This window comes from Pseudomonas mosselii (assembly GCF_003205295.1).
Taxonomy (GTDB): Bacteria; Pseudomonadota; Gammaproteobacteria; order Pseudomonadales; family Pseudomonadaceae; genus Aquipseudomonas; species Aquipseudomonas mosselii_B.
The window spans coordinates 25,882-42,891 of record NZ_QJRP01000031.1; the positions used below are offsets into that span (position 1 = coordinate 25,882).

Genomic DNA, 17,010 nt, shown 5'->3' on the forward strand with positions numbered 1-17,010 from the left:
TCCAGGGACAGGGTGGATACGATTGTTCGATCATATTCGAACTATGGCAATTTGTGAAACCCCCGTTATCATGTCGTCCATGCGAGCCTATACCCACCCCAACCCCGAAGACCTGACGCTGGAGCGCCTGCTCTATGCCCTGAGCGACCCTGTGCGCATGGAAATCGTTCGCCACCTCGCGGGGGTTGCCGAAGCCAGCTGCGGCGAGCTGGACGGCGGCCGACCCAAGTCCAGCATGTCCCATCACTTTCGCGTATTGCGCGATTCCGGGCTGGTGCACACCCGTAATGTTGGCACCACGCATATGAACTCGCTGCGCAGCGACGCGCTCGAAAGCCGCTTCCCGGGGTTGCTGGGCAGTATTCTCGAGCAGCGTTGAGCTTCCAGGCAACGCGGTGCCAGGCACCGGCTTAGGCTGGCCCTGTGGGAGCGGCCTTGCCGAGGCGTCGAACCGGTCGGAAAGGGGCGCGCAGCGGCCCCAGATTCCGAGCCACAATCGAAATTGCTGGGGCTGCTGCGCAGCCCTTTCGCGACGCAAGGCCGCTCCCACAGGGGCATAGCTCCCTGCGCGACAGCGCAGCCCGAAGGGCTGGGCGATCTCCTACCGGCCCCTGGTCCAGGCAAAACTCAGGCACAAAAAAACCACGAGGCCGCCAGGGGCGATCCTCGTGGTTGGTGTTGCCGGGCAAGCCCGGCAACCGTCTGGCCTTACAGCGCCATGTCGTTCGCAGGCTTGCTCTCGACCGGTGCGGCTGGCGCCACGCTGGTCTTGACGCTCTGGTCGATCACCGGCGGCTTCTCCAGCTGCAGGACTTCGGCGGTGTAGTCCCACTCTTTCTGGGTGGCGGCGGCTGAATCGTTCAGCTTGGTACCGTAGCTCGGGACGATCTCCTTGATCTTGGCCTGCCACTCTGGGGTAGCGACCTTCTCCTTGAACACGGTTTCCAGCACGTTGAGCATGATCGGCGCGGCGGTCGAGGCACCTGGCGAGGCGCCCAGCAGGCCGGCGATGGTGCGGTCTTCGGAAGCCACGACCTCGGTGCCCAGCTTCAGCACGCCGCCCTTGTCGGCGTCACGCTTGATGATCTGCACGCGCTGACCGGCCTGCCACAGTTTCCAGTCTTCCTTCTTGGCGTTCGGGAAGTAGGTCTGCAGGGCGGCGAAACGGTCGTCGTCGGACTGCATCAGCTGGCCGGCGAGGTACTCGACCAGCGGGTACTGATCGATGCCGACGCGGGCCATCGGCCAGACGTTGTGGGTGGTGGTGCTGCTCAGCAGGTCCAGGTACGAGCCGTTCTTCAGGAACTTGGTCGAGAAGGTGGCGAATGGCCCGAACAGGATCACGCGCTTGCCGTCCAGCACACGGGTGTCCAGGTGCGGAACCGACATGGGTGGCGCGCCGGTCGAGGCAATGCCGTAGGCCTTGGCCATGTGCTGCATGGCAACGGTCGGGTTCTCGGTCACCAGGAACGAGCCGCCCACCGGGAAGCCTGCGTATTCCTTGGCCTCCGGGATGCCCGACTTCTGCAGCAGCTTCAGCGCGCCGCCGCCGGCACCGATGAACAGGAACTTGGCGTCGGTGGCGTGCGCGGTGCCATCCTTCAGGTTCTTGTACTCGACGTGCCAGGAGCCGTCTTCGTTACGGGTGATGTCCTGCACTTCGCTGGACAGCTTCAGGTCGAAGTTCTCTTTGGTCTTCAGGTGACCGACGAACTGACGGGTGATCTCACCGAAGTTGACGTCGGTGCCGATCGGCGTCCAGGTCACGGCCAGCTTCTGGTTCGGGTCGCGGCCTTCCATCATCAGCGGGACCCACTTGGCGATCTGCGCGTGATCTTCCGAGTACTGCATCGGACGGAACAGCGGGCTGGCCTGCAGGGCGTCGTAGCGCTTCTTCAGGAACTTGATGTTGTCATCGCCCCAGACGAAGCTCATGTGCGGGGTGGTGTTGATGAACGAGTGCGGGTTCTTCAGCACGCCCTGGCGTACCTGCCAGGCCCAGAACTGGCGGGAGATCTGGAACGACTCGTTGATCTCGATGGCCTTGGTGATGTTGACCTTGCCGTCTTTGTCTTCCGGGGTGTAGTTCAGCTCGGCCAGCGCGGAGTGGCCGGTACCGGCGTTGTTCCAGCCGTTGGAGCTTTCTTCGGCGACGCCGTCCATGCGCTCGACCATTTCCATCGACCAGCTCGGCTCCAGCTCGTTGAGCCAGACCGCCAGGGTGGAACTCATGATGCCGCCGCCAACCAGCAGCACGTCGACTTTCTTGGTGTCTTCGGCGTGCGCTTGCATGAAGCTCGCCGCGACTGCCAGACCCAGCAAGGTCTTGCCAGCTTTCTTGAACATTGATCGATTCCAGTCAGTAGAACGGAGGGTGGGCCTGTGGCTGGCCCAGGTATTCCATGTTCTTCAGCGCAGGCTTGTTGTGATCATTGTTCAGCAGCCAGAGAGACATTGGACGCGCCAGCCTTTGGTCGGATTGACCGACAAGGCTGAAACGATTTACGGATTGTAACCGAATTGCCAGCACAAACAAACGCGGCCCTGCCTGTCAATGCGGCACTTCGCATCAGGGTGGGCCGCGCCTGTTTGCACTACCTCAGACCTCCGGGAACACACCGTCCTCGAACGGCTCCTCGGTGCCGCCCTCGGTTTCCTCGGCGGTGTCGTTGACCTCCTCGGACAGCTCGGTCGCCTCGGCCTGCACCTCCACGGCCTCCTTCACCTGCTCCGCGAGTTCTTCACTCACGGCGCTCCCCATATCCTCGACGATCTGCGGCAACTGCTCGTTGACAGTGGTGACATTGGCGTTGGCCGACGAAATGTCGCCAGCATCGAGCTGGCCCTTGGCCTCGAGTAGGTCATCGTTAGCCTCTTGCAACTGGTCGGTGTTTTCAATTTCGGCCAAATCACTTACCTGTTCGGCCGCACTTTCAATCGCCCCGCCGGTGTTGTCGCTGGCCACCGACTTGTAGGCCGAACTGCCGCTGGCGCGCACTTCGCTGACCGAGGAGGAGAAATCCGCCTCGCTCGGCACCTCGGCCTGCACGTCGCCCGAGGCGTTGTCGAGCTGCGCCTGGTTGTCGGCACGGGCCTGGTCGCCGACCTGCTGGCCATCGTTCTGCGCCTCCTGCACCTGCTCGGAGGTCGGGTCCTTGCCATCGTTCTCGTTGGCCTTGTCCTCGGCCAGCTTGTCGTTCTTGGCGGTCAGTTTCTGCTTGAGGAAGTCCAGCGCCATCCACAGCCCCATGGCTTCCATGAAGTACTTGAACACGGTGCCGAAGGTCAGGTTCGACCAGAACTTGTCCCAGCCCGACTCCGGTGCCAGCGGGATGGCGATCACCGACTTGCCCAGCATCGTGCCGGCCAGCAAGGTCAGTGCCGTGGTGTCCGAATCCTTGCCGGTGAAGGTGCCCTTGTAGCCGAAGGTGCAGTTCAGGGTGATGGCGCCACCGCTGCTGTCGATCAGCTGGCCATTGGAGAACTGCAGCGTCTTGCTGCTGCCTTGGGACGTGAGGGTGATGGTATAGGCGCTCTGACGGTCAGTGGGGTCGGCTGGCGATGGCGCATTGGCTTTGCGGGTAAAGGTGATGGTGCCCTCGGAAGTCGCGCCCTTGGCATTCTGCCCGGTGGCCGCCGAGTACACGTAGAAGGTCGCGCCCGGCTTGCCCTGGTCGTTCATTCCCCACAGATAGGCGAAGCCGCGCATCCAGGTGCTGACCGCGACATAGCTGGGGAAGTCCAGGCCGGCGAAGGTTGGGTACTGGTTGAAGAACGCCGCCATCTTGGCATTGCCATCGGCGACCGAACCACTGCTGAAGGCATCCTTCATGGCCGACTGGAAGTTGGCCGACATCTGCGACGAAGGCGAAGTCATGATGTTCTGGCAGAACGTCAGGGCGGTCTGCATGTTCTTCGCCGCCGCTGCGGTGATATTGATGTCGGGGTAGGTCTCGGTGTTGAAGTCGAGCTGCTCGCCCACGGTCATCACCGGAAACAACGAGTCGGTCCTGGACACCAGCAGGTTGTAGAGATGCGAAACGGCGGTCTGGTGCTGACTGTTGACATAGGTGTCATGCAGCGTGGCGGTGGTGCTGGCACCGTTTTTCAGCACGTTGCCGCTGGCCATCGACAGGAACTTGAGGTCCTGCAGGTAGCCCTGTTCGCTGGTGCCGCTGGCGGCATGGGCATCGAGCACCACGACGTCGACACCGGACTGGTTGCTCAGCTTGACGGTCTCGTTGATCTGCGTGGCGGTGCTCAGTTTGGCGGTATTGGCAGTGTTCACGTTGCTCTCCTTGCTGGTTGCGGTGAATGACACATCAATACGCGATGCACGCCGTGGTGCTGCGCACCCCGGCCTGGTAGTGGGTGGACAGGATGCTGCCGGCGACCGGCAGGCCGCGGCTGTCGAACTGCGCCCCGGCATAGTCCACATCGGTCACACGAATCACCCGCTGGCCGTCGCGGGCATACAGGGTCACCAGGGTGCGGCGAGGCGTGCCGCTGCTGCCCGGCTGGGTGAACCAGTCTTCGCGCCGCTGCAACAGGCTGCCGTCCTGGCGCCGTTGCACGCTGCTGCGATCGGCGGCGCGGTTGGGTGTCCAGGGGGCGCAGGAGCAGAGCAACGGCGCAGGCCTGAGCACCGTCATGACGCCTTCCAGGTCCAGCCGCTGCCGGCCCACCAGTTGCCCCTGGCGATAGCGCAGGGCCGTGGCGCTACGGGGTTTGCCGCAGGCGGCATAGGTGCGTACCACCAGTTCGCCGCCATGGACCTGGCGGCGGGCGTCGAACAGCACGCCGCCGTAGTCGGAGTTGATGTGCTCCAGTACGGCATTGCCGCCTTCGATGTAGCGTGTGCCGATCACCTGGTAAGGCACCCCGGTGGAACCCAGGTAGGACTTGGCGCTGTAGGTCCGTGTGCCTCGGCCATCGGAATGACTTACGGCAAGCATGCCCCCGGTCAGTCGGGTCCCGGCCATCTGCGCCTGCCCATAGGAAACGCAGGTGCGCCCCAACAGACGGCCATCGGCATCGAACTGGCGGGTGCTGTAGCTGGCATAACATTCCTCGTCGTAGGCCATCTGCGCCTGGTGGACGACACGCCCCTGGGCATCGTTTACCGACAGCGTGGCCAGGCCGTGGGACGGCGTGCCGGCGGCAGTGAGGTGCAGGGCGTCGTACTGGCCGAACACCGAGCGCCGCACCTGGCCCTGGTCATCGAGCAGACGGGTGATCGAGGTGCGCGCCCGCCCCTGGGCATCGATCAGCAGGTGGCTGTCGGCATGCGGCGCGCCCCCGCCGTCCACCGAGCGGTAGCGCACCTCCAGGCCGCCATCAGTCTGGGCGTGGTACTCGGCCCGGCCCCGGGTGGCGACGTTCACCCCGTCCGGGCCGTAGTGCACCAGCGACACCGCCCTGGGCGGCCGGGTGGCGTAGCCGGGGTCGACCAGGCCATCGAGCAGGCTCTGCAAGGCTTGATTGTTCATGTCGGTACTCCTTCACTGACACTGTCAGGCGCGAGGATCCCGGCCAGGTGGTCGAGCAAGGCGACCCCTTCGGCGCGGGTGGTGGCTTTCTTGTAGGAGAAGCGCATGTCCAGGCTGACCCGGGTACGCTCGCTGTCGTTGCGCATCGAGCCATGTCCCAGGTAGCCGCCATCGAAGATCAGCACCTGGCCGTAGCGCAGGCTGACCGGGCTGTAGTCGGCACTGCCATAGTCGCTTTCCAGCCACAGGGCGGCGCCAGCCTCGACATCGGTGAACGGCATCCAGAAGTTGACCTGGTCGATACGTTCGGTAACGCAGATATCGTGGTGGAACGAACTCACGCTGGGCGTGCCGGCCAGATGCACGCGCAGCTTCGGGTGGCTGGTATAGGAAATGCCACGCCCAACCAACGGCGCCAGCACCTGGAGCATGAAGGCGTGGTAGAGGGTCCAGAAATCGGCCGTGGCAGGCTGACGCTCCATCATGTCGCTGAGCAGCAGGTTGTCCCTGGGGCGCAGCCGCGCCGGGCGGCCACGCTCGAGGTAGTGCTGGCGCAGATACAGGTGCAGCCGGTCCAGGCGCTGCACCTTGTACACGTCCCGCGTCAGCGCCGCAGCGAAGGGAAAGCGCCGGGTGTCGTAATCGAGAACCAGACGGTTGCGCCGGGGCCGGGCACCGGCCTCGGCCATCAGCCAGGCACGATCCACCCCGGCCAGCAACGGCTGCACGCGCATGTTCATCCGGCATCCTCCATTTCATCCTGGCGCAACCGCGCCAGCGCCTCGCGCAACAGGCGCAGGTTGCCGCGCGCGCGGTCATAGCCATGCCAGAGGAAGATCCCGCCCTTGTCGCTGGCCGCCACCATCACCGCCACCAGGTGTTGCCAGGCCCATTCGGGCAAGCCCAGCCGTGGCTGCTCGAGCAGTTGGCCTATCCACAGCGGCTCGATCAGGGCCATGCCGCGCAGTTGCACCTTGCTGCCTGCGGCGCTGCGGCCCTGGCCATGCAACAGCGGCTTGAGCGTGATCGGATCGAGGGTCACGTCCAACTGGCCGGACTCCACGGCCGGCGGGCCACCCTGCCACTGGATGCGTCCCTCGCGAAACTCGGCGGTTACCGGCTTGCCGGCGATCTCCAACCCGTAGGGTCCCAGGCGCAAGGCCAGCAACTCAGCCAGGCGACCATGCACCAGGCGCAGGCGGTAAGCGCCCTGGGCCCACTGCGCCAGATCCTCGAAACGACGCGTCGACAATGCCAGGCGTCGCTCACCGATGCGTGTGTCACGTCCGTTGAACAGTACTTCGCCGGGCAATGCCACGCCCTCGCGCAACACATCCACCCCTTGGCTCGCCGAGGCCGAGGGCACGATGCGCAGCGCCTCCCCGGCGACCCGATAATCCCCTACCGCCAGGCAGGCCGGACGCGCCAGCGATTGCCCGCGCAAGGCCACCTTGTAGCCGCTCCCGGCCTGCTCCCCGGCGGGCCACACCAGCCCTATCCAGCTGCGCCCGCCCTGCACCGAGAGATCGGATTGCAGGTAGCCGGAACTGCCATTGCCGGCCTCGGCGCTCCAGGTCAGCACACCCGACTGATAGCGCACGCCCACCAGCGGTTTGCCATCGAGGTCGACACGCAGGCCAGCGTTCTTCATGCGGCTGAACAACGAGAGGCTCATGCGCCGACTGCTGTCGAGGTAAAAGCCGCTCCAGGGCGCCAGGCTCGACTGCAGCAGCGCATTGAGCTCGGCATTCATGCCCGGCCAGTCGATGCTCAGGCCAGCCTTGCGCGACCAGGCCGCGGCGACAGCGCGCAGTTCGCCCGGCGCGGCGGCGCTGAGCGCCCGGTGCAAGGCACTGCTGGCTGAGGTATAGGTCAGCAGGTGCTCGACCCCTTCCCGATTGCCGGGGTGACGCTGGGCATCGGCGCCCTTGGCCGCCAGTTGCACCGCGCCCGGGTCGCGTTGCCCCAGCAGATGCCGTTCGCGGGCATCCAGCCCACCCCAGGCCTGCACCGCGGCCTGGGGGTCGTCGCGGTACTGCCGGCGCAACTCGGCATCGTCGGACAAGGCAAGAATGAAACGCCCGGCACCGGTGTCGGCCTGCCACTGGTAACTGGCCGGCACATCGAAGCGGGCGAAATCGCTGAAGGCACGACGCTCACGCTTGTCGTAGCGATCGATCACCCGCAACGGGTCACTGGCGGCGCGCACCGGTTGACCTGGGCGGATCAGCCCCAGCCGCTCGAGCATCTGCGGATCCGACTGCCCTGCGGTGCGTGGCGGCAGGTAGAAGGTGGAGATACCGGTCACCCACGATTGCGCCAGCGGATCGCGCAGGCTGGCCAGGGTCTGCCGGTCGATCAGCGGATCAATCCCCGGGTAGCGCGAACCGACATAGTTGATCACCGGGTGCTCCGGGCCGTAGAGATCCTCCAGGTAGTCGAGCAGCACGGCGAAGTTGCTGTTCAGGTACCCCTGGCGTCGGTAGCCCAGCTCGCCGATCAGACCGACCTGCCAGAGCACCAGGTGCAGCCCCGGGTCCGGCTGGCGGCGACGGATCAGCATGTCGGTGGCTTCGTACATCTGCATGCCGGGTTGGCTGGGGTCCACGCCCAGGTCGGCACACAGGGTGTCAAGGGCGCTGACTGCCGCACGCATGCTGGCGTGATGCCCTTCACGGCGGGCGATGGTCACGGCGCGATGGGTCGACAGCACGAAGACGCCGGGGTGGCCATAGAAGATCGCGACCACATGCTCGCCGTTGCGCACGTGATGCAGCATGGCCTCGGTCATCTGCATGTAGGTCAGGTACCGCGGCTTGCTGTCGTCGTAGAGCACGTACAGGTCATAGGCGTCCGGACGCTGGGAGAGGATCCAGATCTTGGTGGCCGGGTCGGCGACGCAATAGAACACATGGTCGGCGGCCAGGATCCGCGCCTCGTCGCTGCGGCTGAAGTCCGAGGCCTCGATGCCCGAGCCGAGGATCTCCAGCGTGCCGGGGCGCTGCGGCGAAACCAGCAGGGCCGGGTCGTCGCTGATGTCCGCGGCCCTGGCCGCAATGGCCTGGGCCAGCCGCCGCCAGCGGCGACGGTGCTCCTCGGCACTCGGGTAATGGGTGGCTTGCGCGTGTTCGCGGTTGTTGCGGGTCGTCATGCTCATGCGGTTCGCTCCTCAGGCGCCTTGCGCGGCCAGGTACTTCATCGCAACACTCGCCCCCACCTTCACCGGCAGTGGCTTGCCCTGGTAGGTGGCGTTGCCGAGTATCACGAAGGCCTTGTAGGCCTGGTCACCGGTGTAGGGCGCCATGCTGGCCACCACCTGGTTCTCGTCGTCACTGGACCAGCGCCAGTTGGCCGCATCGTTGTCGGCCTTGGTGTTGCCGGTCTGCAACAGCGTGGAAATCGTCACCCCGACGGTCTTCGGATCGCCCTGCACTTCGGCCACGTACTGGCTGAAGGTCTGCCAGCGAGCCGCCACTGGCTTGTCGTCCTGCAACATGTAGTTGACCAGCACGCCCACCCCGGTGCTCTGGCGCGGTTGCAGGTTCTCGATGTCCTTCTCGTCCTGGTTCTTCCAGGCCTGGAAGATCGCGCCGACACTTTGGAAGGCGACATAGATCACCGCCCCCTCGATCAGGGTCGGCAAGGCCTTGGTCATGATCCAGTTGCCGACCCCGTTGACCACCTTCATCAGCGCGCCGGGCTCGACGTTCACATCGGTGTCGATGTCCACGTCGACGTCGATGTCGATGTCCGTCTCGGTGTCGGTCACCACATCGATGTCCACGTCGATGTCCACATCCACGTCCACATCGACCACGGCGATGAAATCGACGTCGACATCGATGTCGATATCCACGTCGACGTCCACATCGATGTCAATGTCGATATCCACGTCCACATCGACGTCAATATCCACGTCGATATCCACGTCGACGTTCACCGGATCGGCCGCGTCGCCCACGCCACTCCCGGCGCCAGCGGTGTCACCGGTGCTGTTGAGGCTGTCCTGGATACGGCTGATCAGCTTGCCGGTGTTCTGCGCCAGCCACTGCATGCCGTTGGCCACGGTGCCCAGCAGGTTGATCGCGGCGTCAAGGGTCATCGCCAGCTGCACGGTGAACAGCGCGCCATAGGCCATGTCGTAGGCCACCGCGTACCAGGGTAGTTGCGGATTCTGGTAGGACTGGGCGATGAACTGCTGGCCGTCATAGGTACCGACAAAGGCCCAGGTGATCACGTCGGGCTTGCCTTCCCAGGTCAGGTCGCGGATGAACCCGGTGGTGTTGAAGCCGTGTTTGTCGTCGGCACCAGGGCTGGTCAACTGGCCGTACTGGAACTGCAGCGCAGTGCCGCCGCCCGTGCTGGGGCTGTAGTTGGCCTTGCCGTCGGCAATGGTCAGCGTGCCCACCGAGGTGGTGGGCAGGATGAAGCCCATGGAGTTGCCGCTGGGTGGCTCGTAGCAGTAATAGGTACCCGGATAGGCGTACAGCTGGTTGTTGGCCCAGTACCCCAGGGCCGAGAACAGCGCGAAACTCACCCCGGGGTAGCCATTGGCGGCGAAGAAAGAGGCGGCCTTGTCGTTGAGGGCGTTGGCCGGGGTATCGCTGACCAGCTCGGAGAATTCCAGGGCGGTGGGGGTGAAGGGCTGGCTGATGAACGATTGGTAGAACGCCCAACCGGAGTTGGCCGTGGTGACATCCTGGTTGCCGACCTGCACCTGCTCCGAGTCCGGCAGCAGGGCATTGGCCACCTGCACCAGCAAGGGAAACTGGTCGCTCTGGCGCACGATCACCAGCCGCGCCAGGCTCTCGGTGAGTGGCAAGGTAGTACTCTGGTTGGCGCCCACCGAGCCTTGCAGGGTGTACACGGCAGTGTAGTCCGCCGGATTGGTGGAAGGCGGATCGGTCGCGGGGTTCTTGTTGAGGGTGGTGTAGATGTCCAGCGCCAGGTTGGTGTTGTTGGTGATCTGGACGGGGTAGGTGGCCATCTCGATGCATCTCCCTTGCCTTCGAACAGCGCCGGGGCGCCGGGTTGAGACTCGACGGGCCAGGGAAGAAGAAAGGAGCGCGAACGCGCAGGCGTGCAGACGGCACACGCAGTGGAATGCGGGCCGTATGCCGTCCATGGTCGGGGATCCAGACTCGTCCTGAGGCTGTCAGTCAGGGTGTCATGCACTATAGCGAGCGGCCGGGAACGGCAATGGAACAGTTGGCGATATGCCAGCAGCGATCAATTGCCAATGCACGCCCCAGGCGCCCCCCCGGCAAAGAGCGGCCCAGACAAACAAAAACCCCCGGCCACATCCATGGCCGGGGGTCTTGGATCAGGCCAGAAGAGGCCCGATCAGGGTATTTCCGAGATTACTGCTGCTGAGGCAGTTTATCGATCGGGCCGCAGCCGCCGATGATCTTGGAGATGGAAACCGATGGGTGGAACAGGTAGTCGTACGAGCAGTTCTTAGGCTGGTTGTAGACTTGGCCAGTGCAACCGGACAGCAGGGCAACGCCCGAAACGACAGCAACAGCGACAGTAGCTTTGATCAGCTTTTTCATAAAAATCCTTTAAGTCCATGATCCACCATCAAACGGATGGCGCGCGGATCATACGGGAAATGGCGGTGAGAATGAAAGGCGTTAGTACAGGTGCACTAGTTGACGGGGGTCAACTAACAAGTTGTTGGCACGGCAACTAGCGGGTTGAACTACTTGCTAAAACGTTAAAGGCGGGTAGTTCCTTTCAGCTTCCTACAGATTTTCATCAGACATTCCTGACTCCCTGTAGTCCATTTCCCAAGCACACTTTTCCCCATTCAAGCCATTGCAGCTGCTCGATGCGAGGCCTAGTCTCGACCCGTCGTTGCCAACTCAACGACCGGCTTTGACAGGCCGTAGCTCAGAACGCAATGGCGGCTTCAAAGCACTGTCGCAAGATGTCTCTCACGCGGTAACAAATGGCCCCGCTATTTGATGCAAAAAGCCCCGTGGCGCGAACTACGGGGCTTTCAACAAAGATATCGGTAAAGACCTTTATCGCATCAACCAACCTGCTCGAATCGCCGCCGCCTCACGAACAGGCCCCCCCCCAACCCCGTGGCAAGCACCGACAGCAACCCCAGGTCCACCCCGAACAAACGGGCCTGGCTGACAACGATGCAACCGCCAACACCGACCACCACCAGCGCCACCCCGAGCCACTTGCGCAGCGGGTAAGGCCTGAGGAACCGATCCAGCAGGCCATAAAGCACCAGTGCGATGACCGCATAGGTAATTTCGGACACAGGCGCCTCCCTCAGGTCTTGATGATCAGGGTCGAAGTGGAGTGCTGCGGACCGATGCCGCCATTGACCTGCGCCTCGATGCTGACCAGTACATCGCCGGCATGGTAGGTGGGCAGGACATCATTGGCATAGGCACGCACCCCAGCACCCACCGGCACGCCAACGTAGGGCGATGCTACAGAACTGGCGGCGGCGGCGAACGCTGAGGCGGCGAGGTTGGCAACCTTGGTGCGCTGGGCATTGAGGGTATCGCCCTGCTGGCGGGTCAGCGGCTTGGAGATACCGATCTTCATAACGCACGGCAGCCCTTTGGCCAGCATCTTGTCGTACGTCTCGACGACCTTGCTGTTGACCTCGTAGTGGGCACTCTTCGCTTCGCCAAAATGCAGCTCGCGCAAGCGTCCGCGCTCGCTGTCGGTCAGGGTGATCTGCGAGACATTGAAGACGATCCCGTGATTGCCCATGTATTGAAAAGTACCCTCGAACTTCATTGCACGCGTCCTTACGAAACAAAGGTCGCGATTCTCTACGAGAGCAGCGCCGCTGCAAATCGTGGCAGGTTGCCAGCAAGCGCCGAAGGCCCATGGTTTTCCTGCTGCCGGTACTCCTTTTCCAGGAACGCGGACCCGATGCTGACGCACGCTATCAGCGAGTCGCCATAAAAAACACGGGCAATGAAAAAAGCCCCGAGACGTTAATCTCGGGGCTTTCTCATGTATGGCGGAGAGATAGGGATTTGAACCCTAGGTACTGTTGCCAGTACAACGGATTTCGAATCCGTCCCGTTCGACCACTCCGGCATCTCTCCAATGGCGCGCATCATACCAGCGATTTCGTTTCTGGCAAACCTTTTTTGAAAAAAATTCGCGTGGTATCAGGCGCTTGCGTGAACGCGCCGCTTACAGCGGCACGCCCAGGCGCTTGGCAACTTCTTCGTAGGCTTCGATCACGTCACCCAGGCCCTGGCGGAAGCGGTCCTTGTCCATCTTCTTGCGGGTCTCTTTGTCCCACAGGCGGCAGCCGTCCGGGCTGAATTCGTCGCCCAGGACGATCTGGCCGTGGAACACGCCGAACTCCAGCTTGAAGTCGACCAGCAGCAGGCCTGCGTCGTCGAACAGCTTGCTCAGCACTTCGTTGACCTTCAGCGACAGCTTCTTCATCTCGACCAGCTGCTCGGCGGTGCCCCAGCCGAAAGCGACAACGTGGGATTCGTTAATGAAGGGGTCGCCCTTCTCGTCGTTCTTCAGGAACAGCTCGAAGGTGGACGGCTCCAGCTTGATGCCCTCCTCCACGCCCAGGCGCTTGACCAGGCTGCCGGCGGCATAGTTGCGCACCACGCATTCGACCGGGATCATGTCGAGCTTCTTCACCAGGCACTCGTTGTCGCCCAGCAGCTTGTCGAACTGGGTCGGCACGCCGGCTTCTTCGAGCTTCTGCATGATGAAGGCATTGAACTTGTTGTTCACCATGCCCTTGCGGTCGAGTTGTTCGATGCGCTTGCCGTCGAACGCCGAGGTGTCGTTACGGAACAGCAGGATCAAGCGGTCGGCGTCGTCGGTCTTGTAAACCGATTTGGCCTTGCCGCGGTAGAGTTCGTCGCGTTTTTCCATGATGGGCTCCGCTTGCTTGAGTGGGTGGGCTAGGCGATTTGGCGCCAGTCGAGCCCATGTTCCTGATTCGCCACCTGGAGCCAGTCCGGGTCGCACCCGAGGGCGTCGACGAAGCACTGGCGGGCCAGATGTGGCAGGTTGTTCTTGCTGCTGAGGTGGGCCAGCACCAGGTGCTGCAGGTTCTGCCAGCCCAACTCGGCCACCAGGCTCGCGGCCTGGTGGTTGTTCAAATGTCCCTGGCTGCCGCCAACCCGCAGCTTGAGAAAGTGCGGGTAATGCCCGCGGGCAAGCAGGTCGCGACAGTGGTTGGCCTCGATCAGCAGGGCATCGAGCCCCTGATAGCGCTCCAACAGCCGCGCGTCGTAACTGCCCAGGTCGGTGAGCATGCCGAAGCGCCGACGACCATCGCTGATCACGTACTGCAGCGGCTCGTAGGCGTCATGCTCGACCCGGACCGCGCTGACCTGCAGATCGCCAATCTGCAGCACATCGCCACAACCGAGAAAACCGGCCACCTCGACCGGCTTGCGCATGCCGCGCAACGTGCCCTGGCTGAGGTAGACCGGTACATTGTAGCGGCGCGAGAGCAACCCCACCCCATGCACGTGGTCGGCATGTTCGTGGGTCACCAGCACCGCGCTCAATTGCGTGGCCGACACCCCGAGCAGCGCCAGGCGCCGCTCGGTCTCGCGCAGGGAAAACCCGCAATCGACCAGGATGAAGGTATCACCACTGGCGATGAGCGTGCCGTTTCCCTGGCTACCGCTTCCTAGAACCGCGAAGCGCACTTAGCCCAGGTGGTCCTGGATCGCGCTCAGCACGCGGCGGGCGACATCGGCCGGGGCCACGGTGTTGATGTTCTTCTCGACGGTCACCTGGACGTTGTCGCCGACCTTGCTCAGGCGCACCTGGTAGCGCTCGGCACGGGCTTCACGCTCTTCCTTGCTCGGCTCGCTGCCGAACAGGCGGCTGAAGAAGCCAGGCTCCTTCTGCTTGTCGTCGGGTTTCTCGGACAGGTTGATGTAGTACAGGCCCAGGCTGCGGTTGATGTCCTCGACACGCCACTCGCCCTGCTCCAGGGCACGGCCGACGCCGGACCAGGCGCGGTCCAGGTCAGAGCCCAGGAACAGCACCGGGTTGCCGCTGCCGTCCTCGCTCAGGCTGACCTGGCTCGGGGCATCGAAGTCACGCGCCGCCAGCAGCGAGACCGAACCGCCCTTCTCGGCGCTGCGGTTCATGCTGGCGAGCATTTCGTCGACCAGCAGGGCGTCGGTGCCGGTGTTGCTGGAGGCGGACGGGAAATCAGGCTCGGCAGTGCTGCCGGCCGGACGCTCGACGCTGACCACATACACCTCGGAGGTGTTGCGCTGCACGCCGGGCTCCATGCGTACCCGCACGCGGACTTCGCTATCCGGGCTGCTGGAGGTGCTGGCCAGGCGCTGGCCGAGCGAGGCCGACAGCTCGTCGAAACGCTGCCAGGTGGTGTTGAATTCGCCAGTCTGCGGACGTTCTTCGGCAATGCGGAAACCGTTGTCCTCGAAGAACTGGCGAGTCACCGGCCAGACTTCGGCGGGCGAGCGCTGGGCCAGCACCCAACGGCTGTTGCCGCTGCGCTGCAGGCTGAAATCGCTGATGTCGGCGGTGGCCGACAGCGGCTGTGGACGGGGTACCTCGAACTCGCCGGTGGCGCGATCGTCGGCCACGTTGCGCGGGATCGGCAGCAGCGGATCCAGGCGCTTGACGTTGCTGGCGTCCGGCGGCAGCTGCATCGGCGCGGTCGGTTGCGCCTGCAGGTAGTCGCTGCCACGGTCGCGGAAATAGCCATCCTCGCCCCACAGCCAGCCGCACCCGCTGGTGCTGGAGATGATCAGGGCGAGAGCGGAAAGACCAGCCAGTCGCTTCATGCGGTGTACTTCCTCGATTAAACCAGTACGCCGGACTGGCGCAAGGCAGTACGGACTTTTTCGTGACAGCCTTCGCTCAGCCAGGTCAGTGGCAGGCGAATGCCCTGCTGCATCAGGCCCATTTCCACCAGCGCCCATTTCACCGGAATCGGGTTGGCTTCGCAGAACAGGTCTTTGTGCAACGGCATGAGTTTTTCGTTGATCGCGCGGGCCTTCTCGGCATTGCCCTCAAGGGCGGCCTCGCACAGGTCGGCCATTTCGCGCGGGGCGACGTTGGCGGTGACGGAGATGTTGCCCTTGCCGCCCATCAGGATCAGCTCGACGGCGGTCGGATCGTCACCGGACAGGACGATGAAGTCCTTGTCGACGCCGTTCAGGATGGCCTTGGCCCGGACCAGGTCGCCGGTGGCTTCCTTGATGCCGATGATGTTCTTGACCTTCGACAGGCGGATCACGGTGTCGGCCTGCATGTCGCAGGAGGTGCGGCCGGGCACGTTGTAGAGGATCTGCGGGATGTCGACGGCTTCGGCGATGTGCTTGAAGTGCTGGTACAGGCCTTCCTGGGTCGGCTTGTTGTAGTACGGGACCACCAGCAGGCAGGCGTCGGCGCCGGCATTCTTGGCGTTCTTGGTCAGGTGCACGGCTTCGGCAGTGGAGTTGGCACCGGTACCGGCGATCACCGGGATCCGCTTCTTGCTGTGTTTGACCCGCTCGACCACGTGCTTGATGACCAGGATGTGTTCTTCGACATCCAGCGTGGCGGACTCGCCGGTGGTGCCGACAGCTACGATCGCGTGGGTGCCGTTTTCCAGGTGGAAGTCTACAAGCTTGTCGAGGCTGTCCCAGTCCAGACGCCCTTGTGCATCCATGGGAGTGACCAATGCCACCATACTGCCCGCAATCATGTAACTGCTCCTGCCGGAAAAAGAGAGCGGTAATGGTACTGGCGCCATCGGCCTTGCACAAGCGAAGCAGGCGGGCGGAGCATTCCCCTTCGCGTCGCTTTTCGCTACCCTTGATCCTTTGATCGGTGCAGCACGGCCCGCCGGGCCGTCGACAGTGCTCCCGGCCTGCGTCCACAGCCGCCAAAACCGGCCCGGGCCCTGCTGAAAAAGGAGGCTTTGCCCCCGTCCTGCATCGACCGCTCATCGCTTTAGGAATGCTGCATGTCCACCCCCACCGTTCGCGAACAATTCCTCGTCATCAGCGCCCTGGGCCCCAACCCCATGGAGCTGGCCAACGTTCTCAGCCGCGCGGCCTTCGACAACCGCTGTGCGGTGGTCACCTCGCGCCTGTCGCGCCACGGCGAGACCAGCGCCCTGGTGCTGCAGGTCGGCGGCAGCTGGGATGCCCTGGCCCGCCTCGAAGCCACCCTGCCGGGCCTGGGCAAGAAGCACGGCCTGACCCTGGACGTGGTGCGCAGCGCCGACCAGGAAGTGCGCCCACAGGCCCTGCCCTACGTGGCCTACGTCAGCGCCGCCTATCGCCCGGACATCATCAACGAGCTGTGCCAGTTCTTCCTCGACCACCGCGTCGAGCTCGAAGCGATGACCTGCGACACCTACCTCGCGCCGCAGACCGGCAGCAGCATGCTCAACGCCCAGTTCACCGTGATCCTGCCGGCCGGCACCCAGATCAGCTGGCTGCGCGACCAGTTCCTCGACTTCGCCGACGCGCTGAACCTGGACGCGCTGATCGAACCGTGGCGCCCACAGAACCCCGTGTAAGGA

At 63.8% G+C, this 17,010-nt stretch carries 15 protein-coding genes and 1 tRNA gene; 2 read left to right on the top strand and 14 right to left on the bottom strand.

Features of this window, described 5'->3' with window-relative positions:
• Positions 1–43: 43 nt before the first annotated feature.
• Entirely contained in the window at positions 44–379 is a 336-nt protein-coding gene (locus DMX06_RS21480; RefSeq protein ID WP_110739273.1) for an ArsR/SmtB family transcription factor, read from the top strand.
• 329 nt (positions 380–708) lie between these two features.
• Here the strand turns inward: DMX06_RS21480 and mqo are convergent, their stop codons facing one another.
• The 14 genes from mqo to dapA all read right to left on the bottom strand — a co-directional run bounded on the left by mqo (position 709) and on the right by dapA (position 16,185).
• Positions 709–2,346: a malate dehydrogenase (quinone) gene (mqo, locus tag DMX06_RS21485; protein WP_110739255.1), complete on the bottom strand. Its 1,638-nt coding sequence runs from the start codon at positions 2,344–2,346 to the stop codon at positions 709–711.
• A gap of 253 nt (positions 2,347–2,599) precedes the next feature.
• A complete protein-coding gene (locus tag DMX06_RS21490; protein WP_110739256.1) occupies positions 2,600–4,288 on the bottom strand; it encodes a hypothetical protein in 1,689 nt (562 codons plus the stop codon).
• Between the two features lie 34 nt (positions 4,289–4,322).
• Positions 4,323–5,489 (bottom strand): hypothetical protein, encoded by a 1,167-nt coding sequence (locus DMX06_RS21495; RefSeq protein WP_110739257.1) that lies wholly within the window; start codon positions 5,487–5,489, stop codon positions 4,323–4,325.
• Positions 5,486–6,229: a hypothetical protein gene (locus DMX06_RS21500; RefSeq protein ID WP_051555777.1), complete on the bottom strand. Its 744-nt coding sequence runs from the start codon at positions 6,227–6,229 to the stop codon at positions 5,486–5,488. The genes DMX06_RS21495 and DMX06_RS21500 overlap by 4 nt, the downstream gene beginning before the upstream one ends.
• Positions 6,226–8,646 (bottom strand): SAM-dependent methyltransferase, encoded by a 2,421-nt coding sequence (locus tag DMX06_RS21505; RefSeq protein WP_110739258.1) that lies wholly within the window; start codon positions 8,644–8,646, stop codon positions 6,226–6,228. The genes DMX06_RS21500 and DMX06_RS21505 overlap by 4 nt, the downstream gene beginning before the upstream one ends.
• 12 nt (positions 8,647–8,658) lie before the next feature.
• The gene (locus DMX06_RS21510) at positions 8,659–10,476 is read right to left on the bottom strand and encodes a hypothetical protein (RefSeq protein ID WP_110739259.1); all 1,818 of its coding nucleotides are present in this window, start codon (positions 10,474–10,476) and stop codon (positions 8,659–8,661) included.
• 373 nt (positions 10,477–10,849) lie between these two features.
• The gene (locus tag DMX06_RS21515; RefSeq protein WP_023630554.1) at positions 10,850–11,041 is read right to left on the bottom strand and encodes a DUF4223 family protein; all 192 of its coding nucleotides are present in this window, start codon (positions 11,039–11,041) and stop codon (positions 10,850–10,852) included.
• A 482-nt stretch (positions 11,042–11,523) separates the two neighbouring features.
• Positions 11,524–11,766 (bottom strand): hypothetical protein, encoded by a 243-nt coding sequence (locus tag DMX06_RS21520; RefSeq protein ID WP_110739260.1) that lies wholly within the window; start codon positions 11,764–11,766, stop codon positions 11,524–11,526.
• A gap of 11 nt (positions 11,767–11,777) precedes the next feature.
• Positions 11,778–12,257 carry a hypothetical protein gene (locus tag DMX06_RS21525; RefSeq protein WP_110739261.1) on the bottom strand — a complete coding sequence of 160 codons (480 nt, stop codon included), beginning with the start codon at positions 12,255–12,257 and terminating at the stop codon, positions 11,778–11,780.
• A 227-nt stretch (positions 12,258–12,484) separates the two neighbouring features.
• Positions 12,485–12,574, bottom strand: a tRNA-Ser gene (locus DMX06_RS21530).
• 91 nt (positions 12,575–12,665) lie between these two features.
• A complete protein-coding gene (gene purC / locus DMX06_RS21535) occupies positions 12,666–13,376 on the bottom strand; it encodes a phosphoribosylaminoimidazolesuccinocarboxamide synthase (RefSeq protein WP_011535129.1) in 711 nt (236 codons plus the stop codon).
• A gap of 29 nt (positions 13,377–13,405) precedes the next feature.
• Positions 13,406–14,164, bottom strand: coding sequence for an MBL fold metallo-hydrolase (locus DMX06_RS21540; RefSeq protein WP_110739262.1), 759 nt, complete (start codon positions 14,162–14,164; stop codon positions 13,406–13,408).
• Positions 14,165–15,280 (bottom strand): outer membrane protein assembly factor BamC, encoded by a 1,116-nt coding sequence (gene bamC, locus DMX06_RS21545; RefSeq protein WP_046856746.1) that lies wholly within the window; start codon positions 15,278–15,280, stop codon positions 14,165–14,167.
• A gap of 17 nt (positions 15,281–15,297) precedes the next feature.
• The gene (dapA, locus tag DMX06_RS21550) at positions 15,298–16,185 is read right to left on the bottom strand and encodes a 4-hydroxy-tetrahydrodipicolinate synthase (protein WP_110739263.1); all 888 of its coding nucleotides are present in this window, start codon (positions 16,183–16,185) and stop codon (positions 15,298–15,300) included.
• Between the two features lie 261 nt (positions 16,186–16,446).
• On the opposite strand from dapA, the gene DMX06_RS21555 reads away from it, so the two are divergent.
• Positions 16,447–17,007 carry a glycine cleavage system protein R gene (locus DMX06_RS21555; RefSeq protein ID WP_038705592.1) on the top strand — a complete coding sequence of 187 codons (561 nt, stop codon included), beginning with the start codon at positions 16,447–16,449 and terminating at the stop codon, positions 17,005–17,007.
• Positions 17,008–17,010 lie beyond the last annotated feature (3 nt).

Coding starts and splice junctions, on each gene's coding strand:
- DMX06_RS21480 (WP_110739273.1), top strand. CDS start 44: ATGGCAATTTGTGAAACCCCCGTTATCATGTCGTCCATGCGAGCCTAT.
- mqo (WP_110739255.1), bottom strand. CDS start 2,346: ATGTTCAAGAAAGCTGGCAAGACCTTGCTGGGTCTGGCAGTCGCGGCG.
- DMX06_RS21495 (WP_110739257.1), bottom strand. CDS start 5,489: ATGAACAATCAAGCCTTGCAGAGCCTGCTCGATGGCCTGGTCGACCCC.
- DMX06_RS21500 (WP_051555777.1), bottom strand. CDS start 6,229: ATGAACATGCGCGTGCAGCCGTTGCTGGCCGGGGTGGATCGTGCCTGG.
- DMX06_RS21505 (WP_110739258.1), bottom strand. CDS start 8,646: ATGAGCATGACGACCCGCAACAACCGCGAACACGCGCAAGCCACCCAT.
- DMX06_RS21510 (WP_110739259.1), bottom strand. CDS start 10,476: ATGGCCACCTACCCCGTCCAGATCACCAACAACACCAACCTGGCGCTG.
- DMX06_RS21515 (WP_023630554.1), bottom strand. CDS start 11,041: ATGAAAAAGCTGATCAAAGCTACTGTCGCTGTTGCTGTCGTTTCGGGC.
- DMX06_RS21525 (WP_110739261.1), bottom strand. CDS start 12,257: ATGAAGTTCGAGGGTACTTTTCAATACATGGGCAATCACGGGATCGTC.
- purC (WP_011535129.1), bottom strand. CDS start 13,376: ATGGAAAAACGCGACGAACTCTACCGCGGCAAGGCCAAATCGGTTTAC.
- bamC (WP_046856746.1), bottom strand. CDS start 15,280: ATGAAGCGACTGGCTGGTCTTTCCGCTCTCGCCCTGATCATCTCCAGC.
- dapA (WP_110739263.1), bottom strand. CDS start 16,185: ATGATTGCGGGCAGTATGGTGGCATTGGTCACTCCCATGGATGCACAA.
- DMX06_RS21555 (WP_038705592.1), top strand. CDS start 16,447: ATGTCCACCCCCACCGTTCGCGAACAATTCCTCGTCATCAGCGCCCTG.